Origin of the sequence: Streptomyces sp. NPDC001568 (genome assembly GCF_042893755.1) — a bacterium.
Taxonomy (GTDB): domain Bacteria; phylum Actinomycetota; class Actinomycetes; order Streptomycetales; family Streptomycetaceae; genus Streptomyces.
On sequence record NZ_JBIAVF010000015.1, the window covers coordinates 1 to 21591 of the forward strand.

General features: G+C 72.2%; 21 protein-coding genes. 7 read left to right on the forward strand and 14 right to left on the reverse strand.

The annotated features are described in order from the left end of the window. Nucleotides 1-385: 385 nt before the first annotated feature. From ACFY0I_RS26225 to hisD, 9 genes are all read right to left on the reverse strand, one after another. Nucleotides 386-1648, reverse strand: a complete 1263-nt coding sequence (locus tag ACFY0I_RS26225) for an MFS transporter (RefSeq protein ID WP_388900446.1) — start codon at nt 1646-1648, stop codon at nt 386-388. A gap of 83 nt (nt 1649-1731) precedes the next feature. Next, complete coding sequence (hisF, locus tag ACFY0I_RS26230) at nt 1732-2487, reverse strand: imidazole glycerol phosphate synthase subunit HisF (protein ID WP_388900449.1); 756 nt, start codon at nt 2485-2487, stop codon at nt 1732-1734. Beyond that, complete coding sequence (locus tag ACFY0I_RS26235) at nt 2484-2864, reverse strand: RidA family protein (RefSeq protein ID WP_388900452.1); 381 nt, start codon at nt 2862-2864, stop codon at nt 2484-2486. Before ACFY0I_RS26235 ends, hisF begins: the two co-directional genes overlap by 4 nt. Beyond that, nucleotides 2861-3601 (reverse strand): bifunctional 1-(5-phosphoribosyl)-5-((5-phosphoribosylamino)methylideneamino)imidazole-4-carboxamide isomerase/phosphoribosylanthranilate isomerase PriA, encoded by a 741-nt coding sequence (priA, locus tag ACFY0I_RS26240; protein WP_388900455.1) that lies wholly within the window; start codon nt 3599-3601, stop codon nt 2861-2863. The genes ACFY0I_RS26235 and priA overlap by 4 nt, the downstream gene beginning before the upstream one ends. Continuing rightward, nucleotides 3601-4242, reverse strand: coding sequence for an imidazole glycerol phosphate synthase subunit HisH (gene hisH / locus ACFY0I_RS26245; RefSeq protein ID WP_388900787.1), 642 nt, complete (start codon nt 4240-4242; stop codon nt 3601-3603). Before hisH ends, priA begins: the two co-directional genes overlap by 1 nt. A 5-nt stretch (nt 4243-4247) precedes the next feature. Beyond that, nucleotides 4248-4415: a hypothetical protein gene (locus ACFY0I_RS26250; RefSeq protein WP_281205974.1), complete on the reverse strand. Its 168-nt coding sequence runs from the start codon at nt 4413-4415 to the stop codon at nt 4248-4250. 2 nt (nt 4416-4417) lie between these two features. After that, nucleotides 4418-5011: an imidazoleglycerol-phosphate dehydratase HisB gene (hisB, locus tag ACFY0I_RS26255; protein WP_215035049.1), complete on the reverse strand. Its 594-nt coding sequence runs from the start codon at nt 5009-5011 to the stop codon at nt 4418-4420. Further along, entirely contained in the window at nt 5008-6123 is a 1116-nt protein-coding gene (locus tag ACFY0I_RS26260; RefSeq protein ID WP_388900458.1) for a histidinol-phosphate transaminase, read from the reverse strand. The genes hisB and ACFY0I_RS26260 overlap by 4 nt, the downstream gene beginning before the upstream one ends. Further along, nucleotides 6120-7451, reverse strand: coding sequence for a histidinol dehydrogenase (gene hisD, locus ACFY0I_RS26265; RefSeq protein ID WP_388900461.1), 1332 nt, complete (start codon nt 7449-7451; stop codon nt 6120-6122). The genes ACFY0I_RS26260 and hisD overlap by 4 nt, the downstream gene beginning before the upstream one ends. Before the next feature lie 122 nt (nt 7452-7573). On the opposite strand from hisD, the gene ACFY0I_RS26270 reads away from it, so the two are divergent. The 3 genes from ACFY0I_RS26270 to ybaK are packed head-to-tail and all read left to right on the forward strand — an operon-like array spanning nt 7574 to nt 10452. Next, nucleotides 7574-9163, forward strand: coding sequence for an oxidoreductase (locus ACFY0I_RS26270; RefSeq protein WP_388900463.1), 1590 nt, complete (start codon nt 7574-7576; stop codon nt 9161-9163). 34 nt (nt 9164-9197) lie between these two features. Then, complete coding sequence (locus ACFY0I_RS26275) at nt 9198-9938, forward strand: LON peptidase substrate-binding domain-containing protein (RefSeq protein ID WP_388900466.1); 741 nt, start codon at nt 9198-9200, stop codon at nt 9936-9938. A gap of 16 nt (nt 9939-9954) precedes the next feature. Continuing rightward, entirely contained in the window at nt 9955-10452 is a 498-nt protein-coding gene (gene ybaK / locus ACFY0I_RS26280; protein WP_388900468.1) for a Cys-tRNA(Pro) deacylase, read from the forward strand. Nucleotides 10453-10504: 52 nt separating this feature from the next. Here the strand turns inward: ybaK and ACFY0I_RS26285 are convergent, their stop codons facing one another. Genes ACFY0I_RS26285 through ACFY0I_RS26300 form a run of 4 tightly spaced genes read right to left on the reverse strand, consistent with a single transcriptional unit; the run spans nt 10505 to nt 14414 of the window. Then, nucleotides 10505-11245 (reverse strand): hypothetical protein, encoded by a 741-nt coding sequence (locus ACFY0I_RS26285; protein WP_388900471.1) that lies wholly within the window; start codon nt 11243-11245, stop codon nt 10505-10507. Between the two features lie 34 nt (nt 11246-11279). After that, nucleotides 11280-12053, reverse strand: coding sequence for an ABC transporter permease (locus ACFY0I_RS26290; protein WP_362880598.1), 774 nt, complete (start codon nt 12051-12053; stop codon nt 11280-11282). Continuing rightward, a complete protein-coding gene (locus ACFY0I_RS26295; protein ID WP_388900474.1) occupies nt 12050-13087 on the reverse strand; it encodes an ABC transporter ATP-binding protein in 1038 nt (345 codons plus the stop codon). The genes ACFY0I_RS26290 and ACFY0I_RS26295 overlap by 4 nt, the downstream gene beginning before the upstream one ends. A 22-nt stretch (nt 13088-13109) precedes the next feature. Further along, the gene (locus ACFY0I_RS26300) at nt 13110-14414 is read right to left on the reverse strand and encodes an NYN domain-containing protein (RefSeq protein ID WP_388900477.1); all 1305 of its coding nucleotides are present in this window, start codon (nt 14412-14414) and stop codon (nt 13110-13112) included. Nucleotides 14415-14626: 212 nt separating this feature from the next. Here ACFY0I_RS26300 and ACFY0I_RS26305 point away from each other — a divergent pair, with 212 nt between their 5' ends. After that, nucleotides 14627-14791: a hypothetical protein gene (locus ACFY0I_RS26305; protein WP_388900480.1), complete on the forward strand. Its 165-nt coding sequence runs from the start codon at nt 14627-14629 to the stop codon at nt 14789-14791. Between the two features lie 69 nt (nt 14792-14860). On the opposite strand, the gene dnaE is transcribed toward ACFY0I_RS26305, so the two are convergent. Further along, entirely contained in the window at nt 14861-18403 is a 3543-nt protein-coding gene (gene dnaE / locus ACFY0I_RS26310; protein WP_388900483.1) for a DNA polymerase III subunit alpha, read from the reverse strand. Nucleotides 18404-18570: 167 nt separating this feature from the next. Between dnaE and ACFY0I_RS26315 the strand changes: the two genes are divergently transcribed. The 3 genes from ACFY0I_RS26315 (at nt 18571) to ACFY0I_RS26325 (ending at nt 21492) form a co-directional block, all read left to right on the forward strand. Next, entirely contained in the window at nt 18571-19896 is a 1326-nt protein-coding gene (locus ACFY0I_RS26315; protein ID WP_388900485.1) for a DUF2252 domain-containing protein, read from the forward strand. Between the two features lie 62 nt (nt 19897-19958). Further along, the gene (locus ACFY0I_RS26320) at nt 19959-20648 is read left to right on the forward strand and encodes a hypothetical protein (protein ID WP_388900487.1); all 690 of its coding nucleotides are present in this window, start codon (nt 19959-19961) and stop codon (nt 20646-20648) included. A gap of 49 nt (nt 20649-20697) precedes the next feature. Further along, entirely contained in the window at nt 20698-21492 is a 795-nt protein-coding gene (locus ACFY0I_RS26325) for a DsbA family protein (RefSeq protein WP_388900489.1), read from the forward strand. Nucleotides 21493-21591: the final 99 nt, after the last annotated feature.

Below are 21591 nucleotides of genomic sequence, written 5' to 3' on the forward strand. Positions count from 1 at the left end.
GGGGTGTCGTCCGGGACGGGCATGATTTATGGCGCCCTGTCCCGGGCTGCGTCGGTGGGGCGGGAGTGGGCGCCAACAAATCACGTTTTAGTCCCGGCCGACACCCCACCCCGTCCCCGACCCCGACCTGCGCGGCCCACCCTGGCCGACGGCGCCCCCGTCGATTCCACCTCGCCGACGCCACCGCAGCCGGTGCCATCCCAGCCTCGCCGGCGATTGAGGCGCGGGGTCCGGGGCGGAGCCCCGGGGACCTGCACCGTGACCCCGCCGCACAAGCCGGCCCCGCCACCCCACCAGCCTCGCCGGCGATTGAGGCGCGGGGTCCGGGGCGGAGCCCCGGGAGCCTGCACCGTGACCCCGCCCCGCCGGATGGCGCCGCGCGGGGTCAGGCGAAGGCCAGTTCCGCTCGGCGGACCTCGGGGGCCGCGGTGCCGACCACCGCGCCGGCCATGCTCAGCGCGCCGCCGGCGAGGAAGACCGGGGTGATGCCCCACAGCTGCGTCGCGAGCCCGAACACGGGATAGGCCAGCGGTGCCAGGCCCACGGCCGTGAAGGCCATGACGGAGCTGACGCGGCCCAGGTAGGCGGGGTCGGTGGCGGTCTGGATCAGGGCTACGGCCAGGCCACCGCAGATCCCGCAGACGAGCCCCGTCACCAGCGCGAGCGCCACCGCCGACGCGAGGCTCGGGGCCAGTGCCAGGGCGCCGATGCCGGCGGAGCCGACGATCAGGGTGGCGTTCTGCCAGGCCCCGGCGCGCGGGAAGCGCGGGATCAGGGTGAGCAGCAGCGCGCTGGCGGCGGCTCCCGCGCCGAGGGACCCGACGATCCAACCCACCCCGCCGGCCCCCCAACCGCGTTCCCCGGCGAGCAGGATCAGCCCGAGGGTGAGCGGGGCCGAGGTGCCGAGCTGGCTGAGCGCGCCGGAGAGGACGAGCGGGCCTATCAGCCCGTGCCGCCGGATGTACGCGAGCCCGGAGCGCAGCTCCCGCCCGGCGCTCCCCCGCGTGCGGGGCCCCGTCCGCCCCTCCGGGGCCCGCCGCCCGGTACCTGCGAGCGGTGGCGGCGCCGGGAGCGGGGAGATGCGTACCGTCAGCAGCAGCACCAGCGAGACGGCGAACAGGGCGGCGGCCACCGCGAAGGCCGTCGCCGGGCCGCCCAGGCCCATCGCCAGGCCCGCCGCCGGCGGCCCGGCGGTGTGGCCGACGCGTTCGGCGAGGCTGCGCAGGCCTTGGACGCGTACGAGGTGCCCGGGCGCGGCGATCCGCGGCGGGAGCGCCCCGACGGCGGGCATGAACAGGGCGTCGACGAGCCCGAACACCAGGGCCACGGAGACCAGGACCCACAGGCCCGGAGAGGTGAGGCCGACCACCACCGCGAGGGCCAGGATCACCGCGCACCGCACGGCGTCCGAGGACAGGACGACCAGGCGCGGGCCGAACCGGTCGGCGATCACCCCGCCGCCCAGCATCAGCAGGGCGCGGGGTACCGCTCCGGCGGCCATGACCAGCCCGACCTCCCCGGGTCCGGCGCTCTGCGCGGCGGCCCAGCCGAGGGCGAGGAAGTAGATCCCGTCCCCGATGAGCGAGGCGGCGTACGCCCCGAGCCACCGCAGGACGTTCCCGTCACGCAACACGGCTGCCGCGCCCACCGCACCCCTCCTCGACTGGTCTGGACCAGAGTAGGCGGGGCGGGCGGGACGCGGCAGGTGGTTTTCGCGAGGCGGCGGGCCGCTCAGCGCACGGGGTGGCCCGCCTCCCGCAGCGAGGTCTTGACCTCGGAGATCCGCAGGTCGCCGAAGTGGAACACCGAGGCGGCGAGCACCGCGTCGGCCCCGGCGGCGATGGCCGGCGGGAAGTGCGCGAGGGTACCGGCGCCGCCGGAGGCGATCACCGGGACGGTGACGTGCCGCCGCACCGCCGCGATCATCTCGGTGTCGTAGCCGTCCTTGGTGCCGTCGGCGTCCATCGAGTTGAGCAGGATCTCGCCGGCGCCGAGTTCGGCGGCGCGGTGCGCCCACTCGACGGCGTCGATGCCGGTGCCCTTGCGGCCGCCGTGCGTGGTGACCTCGAAGGAGCCGGTGGCGGTGCGGCGCGCGTCGACCGACAGGACCAGCACCTGGCGGCCGAAGCGCTCGGCGATCTCCTGGATGAGCTCGGGGCGGGCGATGGCGGCGGTGTTGACGCCGACCTTGTCGGCCCCGGCCCGCAGCAGCTTGTCCACGTCGTCGGCGGTGCGCACGCCGCCGCCGACGGTCAGCGGGATGAAGACCTGCTCGGCGGTGCGGCGCACCACGTCGTAGGTCGTCTCGCGGTTGCCGGAGGAGGCGGTGATGTCGAGGAAGGTCAGCTCGTCGGCGCCCTCGGCGTCGTACAGCTTGGCCATCTCGACGGGATCGCCCGCGTCGCGCAGGTTCTGGAAGTTGACGCCCTTGACGACGCGGCCGTTGTCCACGTCGAGGCAGGGGATCACGCGTACGGCGAGGCTCATGCGGACGGCTCCCGGTACGCCTCTACCTCCACCTCGACGACCATCGACGGGTCGACGAAGCCGGAGACGATGAGCATCGTCGCGGCGGGGCGGACGGCGTCGAACAGCGTCTTGTGGGCGCGGCCCACCTCGTCCACGTCGCGGGCGTGGGTGAGGTACATGCGGGTGCGCACCACGTCCTCGGGGCCGAGTCCGGCCTGGGCGAGGGCCTTGAAGGCGACCCCGAAGGCCGCGATGGCCTGGTCGTACGGGCCGCCCGCGTCACCGGCGGTGCAACCCGAGACGAGCACCAGCCCGTTGGGGAGCTGGACGGCGCGGGAGTACGCGATGACGTCCTCGTACGGGCCGCCGGAGGAGATACGACGTACGGAACTCATGCGGAGCCTGCCTTCGTGACGTTCAGGGCTTCTTCCAGGGTGAAGGCCTTGGCGTACAGGGCCTTGCCGACGATCGCGCCCTCGACGCCGAGCGGCACGAGCGCGGACAGCGCGCGCAGGTCGTCCAGGGAGGAGATGCCGCCGGAGGCCACCACGGGCCGGTCGGTGGCGGCGCAGACGTTCTTCAGCAGCTCCAGGTTGGGGCCGGTGAGGGTGCCGTCCTTGCCGATGTCGGTGACGACGTAGCGGGCGCAGCCCTCGGAGTCCAGGCGGGCGAGGGTCTCGTAGAGGTCGCCTCCCTCGCTGGTCCAGCCGCGGCCCTTGAGGGTGGTGCCGCGGACGTCGAGGCCGACGGCGATCCGGTCGCCGTGGGCGGCGATGGCCTTGGCGGCCCACTCCGGGGTCTCCAGGGCGGCGGTGCCGAGGTTGACGCGGGTGCAGCCGGTGGCGAGGGCCGCGGCGAGCGAGGCGTCGTCGCGGATGCCGCCGGACAGTTCGACCTTGATGTCCATGGCGCCGGTGATCTCGGCGACCAGGGCGCGGTTGTCGCCGGTGCCGAACGCGGCGTCCAGGTCGACGAGGTGGAGCCACTCGGCGCCCGAGCGCTGCCAGGCCAGGGCCGCCTCCAGCGGGGAGCCGTAGGAGGTCTCGCTGCCGGACACGCCGTGGACGAGGCGGACGGCCTGGCCGTCGCGGACGTCGACCGCGGGGAGGAGTTCGAGGGCGGGTGCGGTCATCACAGGGTCTCGATCCAGTTGGTGAGGAGCTGGGCACCGGTGTCGCCGGACTTCTCGGGGTGGAACTGGGTGGCCCACAGGGCCCCGTTCTCCACGGCCGCGACGAAGCGCTCGCCGTGGGTGGCCCAGGTGACCTTGGGGGCGCGGATCAGCGGGTTGGTGACTTCCAGGCTCCAGTCGTGCGCCGCGTAGGAGTGCACGAAGTAGAAGCGGGCGTCGGCGTCGAGTCCCGCGAAGGCCTGGCTGTCGGCGGGGGCGTCGACGGTGTTCCAGCCCATGTGGGGGACGACGGGCGCCTTGAGCGGGCCGACCGTGCCGGGCCACTCGTCGAGTCCCTCGGTCTCGACGCCGTGCTCGATGCCGCGTTCGAAGAGGATCTGCATGCCGACGCAGATGCCCATGACGGGGCGTCCACCGGAGAGCCGGCGGCCGATGATCCAGTCGCCGCGGGCGTCCTTGAGTCCCTGCATGCAGGCGGAGAAGGCGCCCACGCCGGGGACGAGGAGGCCGTCGGCGTCCATCGCCTTGTCGTAGTCGCGGGTGATCTCGACGTCCGCGCCGACGCGGGCGAGGGCGCGTTCGGCGGAACGGACGTTGCCGAAGCCGTAGTCGAAGACGACGACCTTCTTGGTGGGGGTCACCGGGCTCACTCCCAAATTCCCTGGATCCGCAGGACTCCGGCGGCCAGGCACATCACGGAGCCGATGGTGAGCAGGATGATGAGCGACAGCGGCATCTTCTGCTTCTGGAAGGAGTAGACGCCGCCGGCCAGGAAGAGGCCGACGACGATCAGGATGGTGTTGAGGCCGTTCACGGCTAGAGGGCGCCCTTCGTGGAGGGCAGGATGCCGGCCGCGCGCGGGTCGAACTCGGCCGCGTAGCGCAGCGCCCGGGCGAGGGCCTTGAACTGGCACTCCACGATGTGGTGGGCGTTGCGGCCGTACGGGACGTGGATGTGCAGGGCGATCTGGGCCTGCGCGACGAAGGACTCGAAGATGTGCCGGGTCATCGTCGTGTCGTACGAGCCGATCATCGGCGCCATGTTCTCGGGCTCGGTGTGCACGAGGTACGGGCGGCCGGACAGGTCCACGGTCACCTGCGCGAGGGACTCGTCGAGCGGCACGGTGCAGTTGCCGAAGCGGTAGATGCCGACCTTGTCGCCGAGGGCCTGCTTGAAGGCGGCGCCCAGCGCGAGGGCGCTGTCCTCGATGGTGTGGTGGCTGTCGATGTGCAGGTCGCCCTCGGTCTTGACCGTGAGGTCGAAGAGGCCGTGGCGGCCGAGCTGGTCGAGCATGTGGTCGTAGAAGCCCACGCCGGTCGACACGTCGACCTTGCCCGTGCCGTCGAGGTTTATCTCGACGAGGACCGAGGTCTCCTTCGTGGTCCGTTCGACCCGTCCGATGCGGCTCATGCCTGCTGCTCCTTCTTCAGTGCGCGAACCGCTTCCAGGAACGCGTCGTTCTCTGCCGGGGTGCCGGCGGTGACCCGCAGCCATCCCGGTACGCCGTTGTCCCGGACCAGGACGCCCTGGTCGAGGATCTTCCGCCAGGCGGTGTGGGAATCCTCGAACCGCCCGAACTGGACGAAGTTCGCGTCGGAGTCGGTGACCTCGTACCCGAGGGCCCGCAGCTCGGTGACGAGCCGGTCCCGTTCGGCCTTGAGCTGCTCGACGTAGCCGAGCAGGGTGTCCGTGTGCTCCAGGGCGGCCAGCGCGGTCGCCTGGGTGACGGCCGACAGGTGGTACGGCAGGCGCACCAGCTGGACGGCGTCGACGACGGCGGGGTGCGCGGCCAGGTAGCCCAGGCGCAGGCCCGCGGCGCCGAAGGCCTTGGACATGGTCCGGGAGACCACCAGGTTCGGGCGGCCCTCGATGAGGGGCAGCAGCGAGTCCCGGTGGCTGAACTCCACGTACGCCTCGTCGACGATGACGAGGGACGGCTTGGCGGCCTGCGCGGCCTCGTACAGCGCGAGGACCGTCTCCGCCGTGACGGCGGTGCCCGTGGGGTTGTTGGGCGAGGTGATGAAGACGACGTCGGGGGCGTGTTCGGCGAGCGCCCGCTCCGCCGCTTCGAGGTCGATGGTGAAGTCCGCGCGGCGCGGCCCGGAGATCCAGTCCGTTCCGGTGCCGCGGGCGATCAGCGCGTGCATCGAGTACGAGGGCTCGAAGCCGATCGCGGTGCGGCCGGGCCCGCCGAAGGTCTGCAGCAGCTGCTGGAGGACCTCGTTGGAGCCGTTGGCCGCCCAGACGTTCTCGCGCGCCACCGGGTGCTTGCCGGTACGGGTGAGGTAGGCGGCGAGCTCGGTGCGCAGCTCGACCGCGTCCCGGTCCGGGTAGCGGTTGAGGGTGCGGGCGGCGTCGGCCACGCGTTCGGCGATCCGGGCGACGAGTTCGGCGGGGAGCTCGTACGGGTTCTCGTTGGTGTTCAGCTGGACGGGCACGTCGAGCTGCGGGGCGCCGTACGGGGTCTTGCCGCGGAGCTCGTCCCGGATGGGGAGGTCGTCGATTCCGATGTCCGCGGTCACTGCTGGGGAACCTTCCATCCGAAGCGGGCCTTCAGGGCGGCCCCGTGCGCCGGCAGGTCCTCGGCCTCGGCGAGCGTCACCACGTGGTGGGCGACCTCGGCGAGGGCGTCGCGCGTGTAGTCGACGATGTGGATGCCGCGCAGGAACGACTGCACGGACAGGCCGGAGGAGTGGCAGGCGCAGCCGCCGGTGGGCAGCACGTGGTTGGAGCCGGCGCAGTAGTCGCCCAGGGAGACCGGGGACCACGGGCCGACGAAGATCGCGCCGGCGTTGCGCACCCGGGCGGCCCACGCGGCGGCGTCGGCGGTCTGGATCTCCAGGTGCTCGGCGCCGTACGCGTCGACGACCTTGAGGCCGTCCTCCAGGCTGTCGACGAGGACGATCGCGGACTGGCGGCCCGCGAGGGCGGGCTTGATCCGGTCCTCGATGTGCTTGGTGGCCGCGACCTGCGGTTCCAGTTCCTTCTCGACGGCGTCCGCGAGCGCGACGGAGTCCGTGACGAGGACGGCGGCGGCCAGCGGGTCGTGCTCGGCCTGGCTGATCAGGTCGGCGGCGACGTGCACCGGGTCGGCCGTGGAGTCCGCGAGGACGGCGATCTCGGTGGGGCCGGCCTCGGTGTCGATGCCGATCTTCCCGGTGAAGTACCGCTTGGCGGCGGCGACCCAGATGTTGCCGGGGCCGGTCACCATGTTCGCCGGCGGGCAGCCGTCCGGACCGGTGGTTCCGTACGCGAACATCGCGACGGCCTGGGCACCGCCGACCGCGTACACCTCGTCCACGCCGAGCAGCGCGCACGCGGCGAGGATGGTGGGGTGCGGCAGCCCGTCGAACTCGCGCTGCGGCGGGGAGGCCAACGCGATCGACTCGACGCCCGCCTCCTGGGCCGGGACGACGTTCATCACGACGGAGGACGGGTACACGGAGCGACCGCCCGGGGCGTACAGCCCCACGCGCTCGACCGGAACCCACTTCTCGGTCACGGTGCCGCCGGGGACCACCTGGGTGGTGTGCTCGGTGCGGCGCTGGTTGCGGTGCACGATCCGGGCGCGCCGGATCGACTCCTCCAGGGCGGCGCGGACGGCCGGATCCAGCTGCTCCAGGGCGGCCTCGATGGCCTCCGCGGGTACCCGGACCTGCGAGAGCTCGACCCCGTCGAACTTCTGCGCGTACTCGATCAGCGCCGCCGTGCCGCGATGATGGACGTCCTCGCAGATGGGCCGCACCTTTTCCAGGGCGGCTTCGACGTCGAACTCGGCACGGGGCAGCAGATCGCGCAGGGCGCCACCCTCGGGGAGGGTGTCACCGCGCAGGTCGATACGAGAGATCACGCCCCAATTCTCTCAGACCGTCTCCCGCGACCGTTCGCCCGTATCACTGGCTGATACGCGCCCCGGCTGTCACAGGCACCGCTTAGCTTGGACGTACACGCACGTGACAGCGGGGGGCTGCCATGACCGAAGTGATGACGCAAGCGCCGCCGGGGGGCCTGACCGACGCCGAGCATCGGATGTGGGAGACCTTCCGCGCGGGCACGATCTGTGACTTCCGTGCGCCCGGGGAGGGGCCGGCGGCGCCGCACGACGGGTCGTCGTGGGGCGCCGAGCGGTCGGTGCGGGCCGAGGTGGTGGCGCTGCTGCTGTTGGCCGGTCCCGAACCGGTACCGGGCCGGGTGGGCTGCCTGAAGCTGCGCGGGGCGCGGATCACCGGGCGGCTGGACCTTTCGGGTGGCACGGTGGCCCCGTACGTCGAGATCCGCTCGTGCCGCTTCGAGGACGACGTCCGACTGTCCGAAACGCGCTGCGGCACGCTGCGGCTGCACAACTGCGCGCTGCCCCGGCTGGAGGCGGCCCGGCTGCACGCCGAGGGCGACCTGCACCTGGTGGCCTCCCGGGTGGCGGGCGGCATCCGGCTGACCGACGCGCAGATCGGGACGGACCTGCTGGTCGGCCGGGCCGTCGTGCGCGCCGATCACCGGGGCCTGGCGATCGCGGCCGACGGGATCTCGATCGCGCAGGACCTCCACGCCGACATGCTGGAGACGCACGGCGAGGTCAGCCTGCGCGGGGCGAAGGTCGGCGCCTCGATGAGCCTGCGCGGCGCGCGGCTGACCGCCCCGGCCGGGCACCGGGCGCTGAACGCGCCCACCCTGACCGTCGAGCGGACGCTGTACCTGACCTCCATCGCCCTCACCACCCCGAACGGCGATCCCGCCTACGGCAACGACTGGAGCCGGACGCCCACGAACGGCGGCCCCGGGCGGGCCTTCGAGTGCCGGGGCGCCCTGCGGCTGGACGACGGGCGCTTCGGCGACGCCGTCGACTTCTACGGGGCCCGCTTCGACCTCGCCCCGGACCAGGAGGTATCGCTGCGGCGGATCCAGACCCCGGAGTTCCGTTTCGTCGGGGAGGCCCCGGAGCGGGGCCGGGTCGTGGTCTCCGGCTCGCGGGTCGACAAGCTGGTCGACCGGCACACGAGCTGGCCGGGCCCGGGCCGGCTGTCCATGGAGGGGTTCGTCTACGCGGAGATCGCACCCCGCGGCGACTTCACGCTCGCCCGGCGCCTCGCCTGGGTGGCGGCGGCGACCCCCGAGTACTCCCCCGAGCCGTACGAGCGGCTCGCCACCGTGCTGCGGGACGGCGGGGAGGACGCGGAGGCCCGCGAGGTGCTGCTGACCAAGCAGCGCCGGCGCCGGTCCACCCTGCCGCCGGCGGCCCGGGCCTGGGGCCTGCTCCAGGACTGGACGGTGGTCTACGGCTACCGGCCCGGCCGGGCCGCGCTGTGGATGGCGCTGCTGTGGGCGGCGGGGACCCTGATGTTCCTCGGACACCGTCCGGAGCCGGTCAAGGCGGACGAACACCCGCACTGGAACGCCGCCCTGTACGCACTGGACCTGCTGCTGCCGGTGATCGATCTCGGCCAGGAGGGTCACTGGAAGATGGCGGGCGGTTGGCAGTGGGCTTCGGCGACCCTGGTCCTCCTGGGCTGGATCCTGGCCACGACGGTGGCGGCGGGCGCGTCACGGCTGCTGAGGCGGGGGTGACGGCTCCGGCCGTCAGGCCACTACCCTGTGCCTCGTGACCACCGTTCGCCTGCCCCTCTTCCCGCTGAACTCGGTACTGTTCCCGGGCCTCGTGCTGCCGCTGAACATCTTCGAGGAGCGCTATCGCGCCATGATGCGCGAACTGCTGAAGTCGGGCGAGGACGAGCCGCGCCGCTTCGCGGTCGTCGCGATCCGCGACGGCCGGGAGGTGGCCCCGACCGCTCCCGGCCTGCCCGACCAGACGGCCCTGCCCGAGCGGGGCCCGGCGGCGGGCTTCGGCGCGGACCCGATCCAGGCCTTCCACCGGGTCGGCTGCGTCGCCGACGCGGCCACGATCCGGGAGCGCGAGGACGGCAGCTTCGAGGTCCTGGCCACCGGCACGACCCGGGTCCGGCTGCTGTCCGTCGACGCGTCGGGGCCCTTCCTCGTCGCGGAGCTGGAGGAACTCGCGGAGGACGCGGGTGACGGCGCGGGCGCCCTGTCGGAGGGCGTGCTGCGGGCTTTCAGGAGCTATCAGAAGCGGCTGGCCGGGGCCCGGGAGCGTTCGCTCGCCTCACCGCCCGACCTGCCGGACGAGCCGTCGGTGGTGTCGTACCTGGTGGCGGCGGCGGCCGTACTGGACATCCCCGCGAAGCAGCGCCTGCTCCAGGCCCCGGACACCGCGACCCGGCTGGCGGAGGAGCTGAAGCTGCTGCGCTCGGAGACCGCCGTGATCCGCCACCTGCCGTCCCTCCCGGCGGTGGAACTCACCCGCACCCCGACGAGCCCGAACTGATGGCGAACCCGAACTGATGGCGAAGAAGAAACCGGCCGGTCCGGCGGGCACCCCGGCGATCGTCGCCCTCACCGCGGCGGGCGTGGAGTTCACCACCCACGCCTACGCGCACGATCCGGCCCACCCCTCGTACGGCGAGGAGGCCGCCGAGGCCCTCGGCGTCCCCGCGGAGCGGATCTTCAAGACCCTCGTCGCGGACGTGGACGGGGTCCTCACCGTCGCGGTGGTGCCCGTGTCGGGCTCCCTGGACCTGAAGGCCCTGGCCGCGGCCTCGGGCGGCAAGCGCGCCGCGATGGCGGATCCGGCCCTCGCGGAGCGCACCACGGGCTACGTCCGGGGCGGGATCTCCCCGCTCGGGCAGCGCAAGCGACTGCGTACGGTCGTGGACGCCTCGGCCGGCGCGCACCCGACGGTCTGTGTCTCGGCGGGCCGCCGGGGCCTTGAGGTCGAGCTGTCCCCGGCGGACCTGACGGCGCTCACGGACGCGGTGGTGGCCCCGATCGCCCGGGCCTAGGGAACGGCCCGGGCGCAGGGACGGCCCGGACGGGTCCGCGGGGCCGGTCGCGTCAATCGCGCGGGGCGTCCTTCGTCAGGTCGACGTGGACGTGCGGCGGCGGGTAGGTGTCCCAGTCCTCCGCCGGGAGGGGCTCCCGGGGGGACCACAGCGCGGTCAGGCCCAGGTGCAGGGCGACGGCCGACATCGGCCAGACGAGCAGTACGCCGTGGGCGAGCAACTGGAGCGGGGCGTCGAACGGGACGCCCTTGCCCGCCTCGGCGGCGGCCGCCGGCAGGTTCCCGCTCGGGCCCAGGAGCAGCCCCAGCCGCCACGCGGCGAGCGAGGCGAAGCAGGCGCCGAGGGTCAGGCCGATCACGAGGGGTACTCCCCCGCGGCGGCGCCACAGGAAGACGGCGACCGCGCTCAGCACGCCGAATCCGAGGGCCAGCAGGAAGAAGGTGCCGTCGGCGCCGATCCGCGCCTCGCTCTCGGTGTCGCGCAGGAAGACGGCCTCGCCGTTGGAGACGTACTGCGCGCGGGGCGCGAGCCACGCCCACAGCAACCCGAGGAGCACGCCGGCCACGCCGACCACGAGGGCGACTGCGGCGCCGTCGCGGATGTCCGCGGCGGTGATGCCCCCGGCGCCCCCTCCCGGCTCGTCCGGCCTGTCCGGTCGGGGGTTCGGCGGCTTCGCGTCCTGCGGCTGCGGCTGTTCGAAGTGCTGCTGTCCGGGCCGGCCCGCCGGCTCCGCCGCGGGCGGGGGCTGCGGCGGGTCGTGCGGGGACGGCGGCGGGGTCACGGCTTCGGTCACCCCCACATCGTGCCAGGTACGCCGGGCACCGGCTTCAGCGGACCGCCGCCCGGCGGTACGCCCATGTCGCGACGGCCAGCGACAGCACGCCCACGGCGGCGCACACCCCGAGGTCGATGAGGACGGCCGCCCAGTCGGGGTGCGGGGCGAAGGTTTCCGCGAAGGCCTCGACCCCGTACGTCGACGGCAGCAGGTCCCGGGCCCACACGATCACGTCCGGCATCCGCTCGGGCGGCAGCACCCCGAGCAGCAGCGCGGCGGACATGCCCAGTTGACCGGCCAGCGTGGCGAGCTCCTGGCGCGGCGCGAGCAGCCCGAGCGCCGCCCCCAGCCCGGCGAGCGCGGCGCCGGCCAGCGGTACCACCGCCGCCAGGATCCACAGGCCGCCCATCGGCAGCCCGAACAGCAGGCTCCCGAAGACGGCGGTGACCAGGGTCCCGGGCAGCGTGAACGAGGCGTACGCGGCGGCGGCGCCGAGCACCACCGAGGCGGGCGGCACGGGCAGGGTGGCGTAGTGGTCGAGCCCGCCGCCGGCCCGCAACTGCCCGAAGTACTGGGCGAGCAGGTTCAGCGCGACGAAGGCGACGACGAGCACCGAGGAGCCGGCGACGACCGCCCGCGCCTCGGAGCCCCCGTCGACCACTCCGCGCATGAGGATCATGATGCCGACGGACTGGAAGGTCGCCACGAACAGCAGCGGGATCCGGGCGACGCGGGCCCGGGACAGTTGGGCCCGGTAGACGGCGGCGAGGGCCGGGAAGAACCGGGCGCGGGGTGCGAGCACCCCGGGAACGACAGCGGTGGTCACGACTTGACCAGACCCTTCATCCGTCCACCCAGCGCGAGGTAGACGTCCTCCAGGCTCGGCGTGGCCAACGTGAAATCGTCGAGGGCGGCGAAGGCGGGGCCGCCCGTCACCGCGGCGACGGCCGCGCGCGCCTCGTCCTGCGGCAGCCGCAGGACCCAGCGGCGGCCCGACTCGGCGGCGGCGGGTGCCAGCGCGGCGACCGCGGGCACGTCCAGGGGCGGGGCGGTGCGCCACACGAGTTCGAGGCGGACCTCGTCGGACACCATGGCCCTCAGTCCGCTCGGGGTGTCGCAGGCGATGACCTTGCCGTGGTCGACGACGGCGACCCGGTCGAGGACGGTCTCGGCCTCGATGACGTTGTGGGTGACGAGCAGGACCGTGGCCCCGTGCGCGGCGCGGCGGCGGTCGACGGCCGCCCACACCGCCCGTCGGGCCACCGGGTCCATGCCGGTGGTGGGTTCGTCGAGGACCAGCAACGGCCGCTCCCCCACCAGTGCGGTGGCGAAGCAGGCGAGGCGGCGTTGGCCGCCGGAGAGCTTCTTCAGGGGTCGCCCGGCGATCCCGGTCAGCCCGAGTTCCTCCAGTACCTCGTCCCGCGCGGTCCGCGCGTCGCGCAGTGCGAGCCCGCGCAGCCGGCCCGTGGTCTCGGCGGCGAGGGAGACGGTGAGTTCGTCGAGGGCGGTGGACTCCTGCCCCAGGTAGGCGAGCAGTCGGGCCGCGCGTTCGGGGTGGCGTACGACGTCGTGGCCGAGCAGGGTCACGGAGCCGCTGTCGGGCCGCAGCAGGCCGGTGAGCTGGCGGACCAGGGTGGACTTGCCGGCGCCGTTGGGGCCGAGCAGGCCGAAGACCTCGCCGCGCCGGACGGTCAGGGAGATCCCGTCGGTGGCCCGGGTCTCGGGCAGTGCGGGGGCACCTCGCCGACCGCGGACCGCGGGGTAGGTCTTGACCAGGTCACGCACCGCGCAGACCACGTCGGAGGCCGCGTCCGCGGCTGCTGCCGCGGTGTGCCCTGCCTGTGCTGTGCCCGTACTCACGAGGGAGCAGCCTACGCGGCTTTCACCCCTGGTCGGCCGCCGGGGTGCCCGGGCCCGCGGGCTGCGGGGCGCTCGCGGGGCCCGGGGCGCCGCTCACGTGCTCGGCGGCGGCCCGGACGTCGATCTCCCGCCAGAAGCCGGCCCGGATGGCGTACCGGTCGTGTTCGTCGATCTGGTCGTCCTTGTGCGCGAGCAGCCCGAAGCGGGCGGCGTAGCGCAGCAGCTCGCCGTCGATGCGGTGCGGGACGCGCGGGTACATGGTGGCGAGCTTTTGGAGGTGGACGGTTTCGGGGAGGCGTTCCATCCAGCGGCGGGCGAAGACCTGGCCCACCTCGAAGGGGTCACCGCCGACGGTGGTGATGTCCTCCTCGCGGTCCGCCCAACGCTGTTCGGCGCTGGTGAGCTGGGCGAGGGTGGGCAGGGAGGCGGTCTCGGCGGGCTCGCCGAGGGGGCCGGCCCGGTCGATCCACCCCTTGTCGGAGGACCAGCGCAGGGCGCTCCCGGCGGGTGCCGGGGGGCCCTGCGGGGGGTGTCCGGCGGGTCCCTGGGCCTGGCCGGGGGCGCGCAGCGAGGCGAGGTCCTTGGGGGTGGGGACGGTTTTGGCGCCCTCGCCGGCGGGGGCCGGTACGGGGGCCCCGTTCGGGGCGGCCGGGGCGGGCGGGGCCCCGTTGCGGGCGGCTTCGGCGAGGGCCGCCTCGGGCAGGGGTGCGGAGAGGATCGCGGCGATCTCGGGTCGCGGGGCGGGCGCCGGGGCGCACAGTCCGGCGAGGTCGCGGGCGCGGACGGCGCGGGTGATCCAGGCCCGGTCCAGGACGCGGCGTTCGTCGGCCTCGGCGACGAGGTCCTCGGACTGGTTGTAGTCCCCGTCGGCGGCCTGGACGGCCCAGAGGTGGACGGCGACCCCGTGTTCCTTGGCGGACATCAGCCCGGGCAGCAGATCGCCGTCGCCGGTCACCAGCACCACGTCGGAGCAGGCCCGGTTGCGGGCCAGTTCGGTGAGCTCGGCGTGCATGGCCGCGTCGACGCCCTTTTGGGCCCAGCGGCCGTCGCTGCGGGTCAGGGCGCCGAGGCGAACGGTGACGCGGGGCATGACGCGCAGTCGGCGGTGTTCGGGTTGGGGCACCCGATCGGGTGCGCCGTCGAACCAGTAGATCCGCAGCAGGGGCTGTTCGGTGTCGGCCTCGGCCCGCTCGCGCAGGCCCTGGATGAGGGCGGCGTGGTCGACGGTGATGCGGGAGCGGGAGGGTTCCCCCGCGAGGAGGCTCGCGGCGGCGCCGAGCAGGTAGCCGGCGTCCACCAGGACGACGCAGCGGTCCACGCGTTCCACCCTCTTCCCTGGGGGTCCTCGATTGGGTTTCCCCGAGTCTGCCCGACCGCGCGGGCGTTGAAGGCCGGAACTCGATCATCGGCGTGGCGGATCTCCCAGGGCGGTGGGGACGGGGCGTTCACCACGCGCGGTAATGATCCAAAATGCGCGGGTTGTGGGGCTGTGTGAGTGTGAAGGCGGCCCTGGCCCCTACACCCCCACGGAGGCATTCCATGGCCAAGAACAAGAACCAGAAGCAGCCCGCGAAGTCCCAGGAGCGCACCGCGGCGCAGGACCCGGGCAAGAGTTCGAGCCAGCCGGGCGAGTCCCTCTCCCCGTCGCCGAGTCCGATGGACATGGCGCACAAGCGCAAGGAAAAGAAGTTCGGCCACAACTGACGAACCCCGCGCGTACACGGAGGGGCGCACCCGGCTTCCGGGTGCGCCCCTCCGTACGTGCGACGACCGCTAGCCGGCCAGGCAGGACGGTCCGAGCAGGACCTTCAGGTCGCCGAAGAGCGCCGGGTCGGGCTGGACGCGGTGCTTGTCGAGCCGCAGGACGGTGGTGCTGCGCGGACCCTGGAGCTTGATCCGCACCTCGGTGTTGCCCCGGTGGTGGCGCAGGATCTCGCCGAGGCGGGTGACCATCGGCGGGGTGACCTTGACGGTGGGGATGGTGAGGACGACGGGGGCGTTGGTGCCGGCCGAGGTGAGGTCGGGGACCATCATCTCCATGGCGACCAGGCGGGGGACGTCCTCGCGCTTGTCCAGGCGGCCCTTGACGAAGACGACCGTGTCCTCGACCAGCTGGGTGGAGACGAGCTGGTAGGTCGCGGGGAAGAACATGCATTCGATGGAGCCGGCCAGGTCCTCGACGGTGGCGATGGCCCAGGCGTTGCCCTGCTTGGTCATCTTGCGCTGGAGGCCGGAGATGATGCCGCCGATGGTGACGACCGCACCGTCGGAGTGCTCCCCGCCGGTCAGCTGGGAGATGCCGGCGTCGGTCTTGTCGGAGAGGACGTGCTCCAGGCCGAAGAGCGGGTGGTCGGAGACGTAGAGGCCGAGCATCTCGCGCTCCTGGGCGAGCAGGTAGGACTTCTCCCACTCGACGTCCGAGAACTCCACGTCCAGGCCGAAGCCGGGCTCGTCGGCGCCGCCCTCGTCACCCATTGCGCCGAAGAGGTCGAACTGTCCCTCGGCCTCCTTGCGCTTGACCGCCACCACGTTGTCGATCATGGGTTCGTGGTGGGCGACGAGCCCCTTGCGGGTGTGGCCCATCTCGTCGTACGCGCCGGCCTTGATCAACGATTCGACGGTCCGCTTGTTGCAGACGACGGCCTCGACCTTGTCCAGGAAGTCGGGGAAGGAGGAGAACTTCCCCTTGGCCTTCCTGGTCTTGATGATCGACTCGACGACGTTCTGGCCGACGTTGCGCACGGCGGTGAGCCCGAAGAGGATCACGTCGTCGCCCTGGGCGGCGAAGTTCGGCTCGGACTCGTTCACGTTCGGCGGGAGCACCTTGATGCCCATGCGGCGGCACTCGTTCAGGTAGATCGCGGACTTGTCCTTGTCGTCCTTGACCGAGGTGAGCAGACCGGCCATGTACTCGGCCGGGAAGTTCGCCTTGAGGTAGGCGGTCCAGTAGGAGACCAGGCCGTACGCGGCCGAGTGGGCCTTGTTGAAGGCGTATCCGGCGAAGGGGACCAGGACGTCCCACAGGGCCTTGATGGCCTGGTCGCTGAAGCCCTTCTTCTTGGCGCCCCCCTCGAAGATGACGAAGTTCTTCGCCAGTTCCTCGGGCTTCTTCTTGCCCATCACGCGGCGCAGGATGTCGGCCTCGCCGAGCGAGTACCCGGCGATGATCTGGGCGGCCTTCTGCACCTGCTCCTGGTAGACGATCAGGCCGTAGGTGACCGCGAGCACCTCTTCGAGGGGACCCTCCAGCTCCGGGTGGATCGGGGTGATCTCCTGCTGCTTGTTCTTGCGCAGGGCGTAGTTCGTGTGCGAGTTCATGCCCATCGGGCCCGGCCGGTACAGGGCCGAGACGGCGGAGATGTCCTCGAAGTTGTCGGGCTTCATCAGGCGCAGCAGGGAGCGCATGGGGCCGCCGTCGAACTGGAAGACGCCGAGGGTGTCACCGCGGCCGAGCAGTTCGAAGGTCTTGGGGTCGTCGAGCGGCAGGCCGAGGAGATCGATGTCGATCCCCTTGTTGGCCTTCACCATCTTGACGGCGTCGTCCATGATCGTGAGGTTGCGCAGGCCGAGGAAGTCCATCTTCAGCAGGCCGAGCGACTCGCAGCTCGGGTAGTCCCACTGGGTGATGGTGACGCCGTCGGAGTGCCGCACCCAGACGGGCACGTGGTCCGTGATCGTCTCGCTGGACATGATCACGCCGGCGGCGTGCACGCCCATCTGGCGGACCAGACCCTCAACACCGCGGGCGGTGTCGATGACCTTCTTCACGTCCGGCTCGTTCTCGTACATCCCGCGGATCTCGCCGGCCTCGCCGTAGCGGGGGTGCGTCGGGTCGAGGATGCCGGAGAGCGGGATGCCCTTGCCGAGGACGTCGGCGGGCATGGCCTTGGTGAGCCGGTCGCCCATGGCGTACGGGTAGCCGAGGACGCGGGCGGAGTCCTTGATCGCGTTCTTGGCCTTGATGGTGCCGTACGTGCCGATCATGGCGACCTTGTCGGCGCCGTACTTGTCGGTCACGTACCTGATCACCTCGACGCGCCTGCGCTCGTCGAAGTCGATGTCGACATCGGGCATGGAGACGCGCTCGGGGTTCAGGAAGCGCTCGAAGATCAGGCCGTGGGTGAGCGGGTCGAGGTCGGTGATGCCCATGGCGTACGCGACGATCGAGCCGGCCGCGGAGCCTCGGCCGGGGCCGACCGCGATGCCCTGGTTCTTGGCCCACATGATGAAGTCGGCGACCACGAGGAAGTAGCCGGGGAAGCCCATCGAGATGATCGTGTCCATCTCGTACTCGGCCTGCCGCATCCGGTCCTCCGGGATGCCTCCCGGGTAGCGGCGGTGCATGCCGCGCATGGTTTCCTCACGGAACCAGGTGACCTCGGTGTAGCCGTCCGGGATGTCGAACTTCGGCATCAGGTTCCGGAACTTGAACATGCCCTCGGTGTCGACCTGGTCCGCGACCAGCCGCGTGTTGGCGCAGCCCTCCTGCCAGGCGTCCGAGGAGTCGATGGCGTACATCTCGTCGGTGGACTTCAGGTAGTAACCGGTGCCGTCGAAGCGGAAGCGGTCCGGGTCCGAGAGGTTCTTGCCGGTCTGGATGCAGAGCAGGGCGTCGTGGGCGACGGACTCGCTCGCGTACGTGTAGTGGGAGTCGTTCGTCACCAGCGGCGGGATGCCGAGCTTCTTGCCGATCTCCAGGAGCCCGTCGCGGACCCGGCGCTCGATCTCGATGCCGTGGTCCATCAGCTCCAGGAAGTAGCGCCCCTCGCCGAAGATGTCCTTGTAGTCGGAGGCGGCCTGCACGGCCTCGTCGAACTGGCCGAGCCGCAGCCTCGTCTGCACCTCGCCGGACGGGCAGCCGGTGGAGGCGATCAGGCCCTCCGACCACTTGGAGATCGTCTCCTTGTCCATGCGCGGCCACTTCGTGAGCCAGCCCTCGGCGTACGCGTCGGAGGACAGCCGGAAGATGTTGTGCAGGCCGGTGGCGTTCGACGCCCAGATCGTCTTGTGGGTGTAACCACCGGAACCGGAGACGTCGTCCCGCTTCTGGTGCGGCTGGCCCCACTGCACGCGGCGCTTGTTGCGGCGGGACTCGGGGGCGACGTACGCCTCGATGCCGATGATCGGCGTGATTCCGGCCTTCTGGGCGGTGTGGAAGAAGTCGTAGGCCCCGTGCAGGTTGCCGTGGTCGGACATCGCGATGTGCGTCATGCCCATCTCGTTGCACGCGTTGAACATGTCCTTCAGCCGCGCGGCACCGTCCAGCAGCGAGTACTGGGTGTGGACGTGCAGGTGCGTGAACGGCGGCTTGGTCACAGTGGGAGTCCTCCGGCCGGGAGTGAGGGGGGCAGCCCCGAAGTCTACGTCGGGCGGGTGACAGATCACGGGCACCGACGGGTACGGTCATCCGTTGCAGAGCCAAGGACGGTGTCCGGAATCCGACCGGCACCGTGATCCACCCGCACCACCAGGAGGCATCCGCCATGGCGGTTCCCGAGACGACCGACGAACAGCGCGCCGAACAGATACTCGATGTCTTCGACACCGCGTTCGGCCTGCTGCTCGCCGCCGACCCCGCCGCTTTCCAGGTCAAGTTCCGGAAGATGGCCGCCTCCGCCTTCGCCTTCTACCGGGGCACGGCCTGCCTGTTCTACGCCGACCTGGAGCGCGACCGGCACGGCGGTCCCTTCCTGGACGAGCGGACGGGCCGCGTGTGGATCCACGGCGACCTGCACGCCGAGAACTTCGGCACGTACATGAACTCCGAAGGTCGACTGATCTTCAACGTGAACGACTTCGACGAGGCGTACGTCGGCCCCTTCACCTGGGACCTCAAGCGCTTCGCCGCCTCCGTCGCCCTGATCGGCTACACCAAGGCCCTCAGTGACGAACAGATCAGCGAGCTGGTCAGGATCTACGCCCTCTCCTACCGGGAGCGCATCCACCGGCTGGCTGCCGGGGCGAAGTACGAGGAGGTCCCCTCCTTCACCCTGGACAGCGCCGAGGGCCCGCTGCTGTCGGCGCTGCGCGTCGCCCGCTCGCGCACCCGGTTCTCGCTGCTGGACTCGATGACGGAGATCCGCGACCACGAGCGCCGCTTCACCTCGGGCGGCGGGGCCATCGAGCTCGACGCGGCGACCCGCTACAAGGTGCTGGCCGCCTTCGACGGGTACCTGGAGACGCTGCCGGAGGAGTCCCTGGTCCGGCCGGATTCCTACCGGGTCAAGGACGTGGTGGGCCGCCGGGGCGTCGGCATCGGCTCGGCGGGCCTGCCCTCGTACAACATCCTGCTGGAGGGGCACAGCGACGCCCTGGAGAACGACGTCGTGATCTACCTCAAGCAGGCGCAGACCCCCGCCGTGTCCCGGCACATCACCGACCGGACGGTGCGGGAGTACTTCCTGCACGAGGGGCACCGCACGGTGATCTCCCAGCGGGCCCTGCAGGCGCACGCGGACCCGTGGCTGGGCTGGACCGAGCTGGACGGCGCCGGGCAACTGGTGGCGGAGGTCTCCCCGTACGCAGTGGACCTGGACTGGTCCGACCTGGACGACCCGGAGGAGATCGCGGCGGTGGTCGCCGACCTCGGGCGGGCCACGGCCACCATGCACGCGGCGGCCGACGAGGCGGAGAGCGGCCAGTCCCTGGTGCCGTTCTCCACCGAGCGCGCCATCGACGCGGCCATCGCCGCCGACGAGGAGGGCTTCACCCGCATGCTGGTCGACTTCGCCCACGCCTACGGGGCCCGGGCGCGCGCCGACCACCAGATCTTCGTGGACCTGTTCCGCAACGGCCGGATCACGTCGTAGTTCCCCACGGAGCCCGGGCCCCAGGGCCCGGGCCCACAGGGAGTCGTGGCACACTCGCGACGATGGACGTATCAGGGACGGGACTCCGAGGGCTGCGGGCCGCGCTGTTCAGCGCGCTCGTCGTGCTGCTCTCGGCGGGCTCCCACGTACTGATGTCCCGGGTGCCGCTGCCGCCCGCCCTGGTGGCCGGAGCCTTCGTCGGCGTGTTCGTGATCGCCTTCGCGCTGGCGGGTCGGGAGCGCGGCTTCGGCCCGATCGCGGCCCTGCTGGTGCCGCTGGAGCTGGCGGCCGACACCGTCTTCACCGCCGGGCAGCACCTCTGCTACGGCCCCGCGGGCGGCCCGGTCTCCGGTCCGCTGCGCGCGCTGGGCCTGGACGAGCTGTGCGGCGGGACGCCGGTGGGCGGACCGCTGACCGAGATGGCGGGGCCGGTCTCCGACCCGGCGGCGCTGCTGGCCTCGCCCGGACCGTGGACGCCCTGGCTGCTGCTGGGCGCCCACGTCACCGTCGGGCTGCTGGCCGCGGCCTGGCTGCGGGGCGGCGAGCGGTCCCTGGCCCGGCTGATGCGGGCCGTGGCGGCCTTCGCGTTCCGGCCGCTGCTGCTGGCGGTCGCCGCGGTGGCGCCGGCCGCGGGGACGGCCGGGCGGGCACTGCGCCCCCTGGCCCGGCGCACGGGCAGCCGCACCCGGTTCCCCGCGCACTCCGTGGGACGGCGGGGACCTCCCGTACGCGCGGCGCTCACGAGCGCCTGACGTACGTACGGCGGTTCCCCATCCCCACGCACAGCCCACGGAGATCATCATGAGTTCACGCAACAGCCAGGCGAACAAGGCGGCGGCCCGCGAGAAGCTGCGGATCGAGCGCGAGAAGCAGGCCAAGAAGGACCGGGCGCGCCGGCAGGTCATCGTGGCCGGAGCGGTCGTCGGCGCCCTCGCGCTGGCCGGCGGCGTCGGCTGGGCGGTCGTGCAGGCCAACCAGCCCGGCTACTGGGACAAGGCGGCCGACGCCGCCCTGGTGAAGCCGAAGAACACCACCGGCGAGGACGGCACCACGGTCGTCATCGGCAAGGCCGAGGCGAAGAAGACCCTGGAACTGTACGAGGACTCGCGCTGCCCGGCGTGCGCCTCCTTCGAGCAGGCGGTCGGCGAGCAGGTCAAGAAGGACGTCGACGCCGGCAAGTACAAGCTGCAGTACTTCGGCGCGACCTTCATCGACAACGCGGTCAAGGGCGAGGGCTCGAAGAACGCGCTGAGCGCGCTGGGCGCCGCGCTGAACGTCAGCCCGCAGGCCTTCCTCGACTACAAGGGCGCGCTCTACTCGAAGGAGCTGCACCCGGAGGAGACGGTCGACAACTTCGCCAAGGACGACTACCTGCTCAAGGTCGCGGACACGGTGCCGGCGCTCAAGGGCAACGCCGAGTTCAAGAAGGCCGTCGAGGACGGTACGTACGACCGGTGGGCGCTGGAGATGTCGAAGGTCTTCAACAACTCCGACGTCAAGGGCACCCCGACGCTGAAGATGGACGGCAAGAAGATCGAGACCCCGCAGACCGCCGAGGCGTTCACGGCGGCCCTCGACAAGGCCCTCGCCGGCTGATTCACCGTCACACCACCGCAAGCGGGCGGGCGAACTCCTGGAGTTCGCCCGCCCGTTGCCGTTCCATGTCTGTTCCCAGACGTGTACCGATCAGTAATA

Bases quoted from the DNA above. Each gene is read 5' to 3' on its own strand.
- hisB (WP_215035049.1), bottom strand. From the start codon at position 5,011: ATGAGCCGCATCGGACGGGTCGAACGGACCACGAAGGAGACCTCGGTC.
- ACFY0I_RS26320 (WP_388900487.1), top strand. From the start codon at position 19,959: ATGGACGTATCAGGGACGGGACTCCGAGGGCTGCGGGCCGCGCTGTTC.
- priA (WP_388900455.1), bottom strand. From the start codon at position 3,601: ATGACCGCACCCGCCCTCGAACTCCTCCCCGCGGTCGACGTCCGCGAC.
- ACFY0I_RS26305 (WP_388900480.1), top strand. From the start codon at position 14,627: ATGGCCAAGAACAAGAACCAGAAGCAGCCCGCGAAGTCCCAGGAGCGC.
- ACFY0I_RS26325 (WP_388900489.1), top strand. From the start codon at position 20,698: ATGAGTTCACGCAACAGCCAGGCGAACAAGGCGGCGGCCCGCGAGAAG.
- ACFY0I_RS26270 (WP_388900463.1), top strand. From the start codon at position 7,574: ATGACCGAAGTGATGACGCAAGCGCCGCCGGGGGGCCTGACCGACGCC.
- ACFY0I_RS26235 (WP_388900452.1), bottom strand. From the start codon at position 2,864: ATGAGTTCCGTACGTCGTATCTCCTCCGGCGGCCCGTACGAGGACGTC.
- hisF (WP_388900449.1), bottom strand. From the start codon at position 2,487: ATGAGCCTCGCCGTACGCGTGATCCCCTGCCTCGACGTGGACAACGGC.
- ybaK (WP_388900468.1), top strand. From the start codon at position 9,955: ATGGCGAAGAAGAAACCGGCCGGTCCGGCGGGCACCCCGGCGATCGTC.
- ACFY0I_RS26315 (WP_388900485.1), top strand. From the start codon at position 18,571: ATGGCGGTTCCCGAGACGACCGACGAACAGCGCGCCGAACAGATACTC.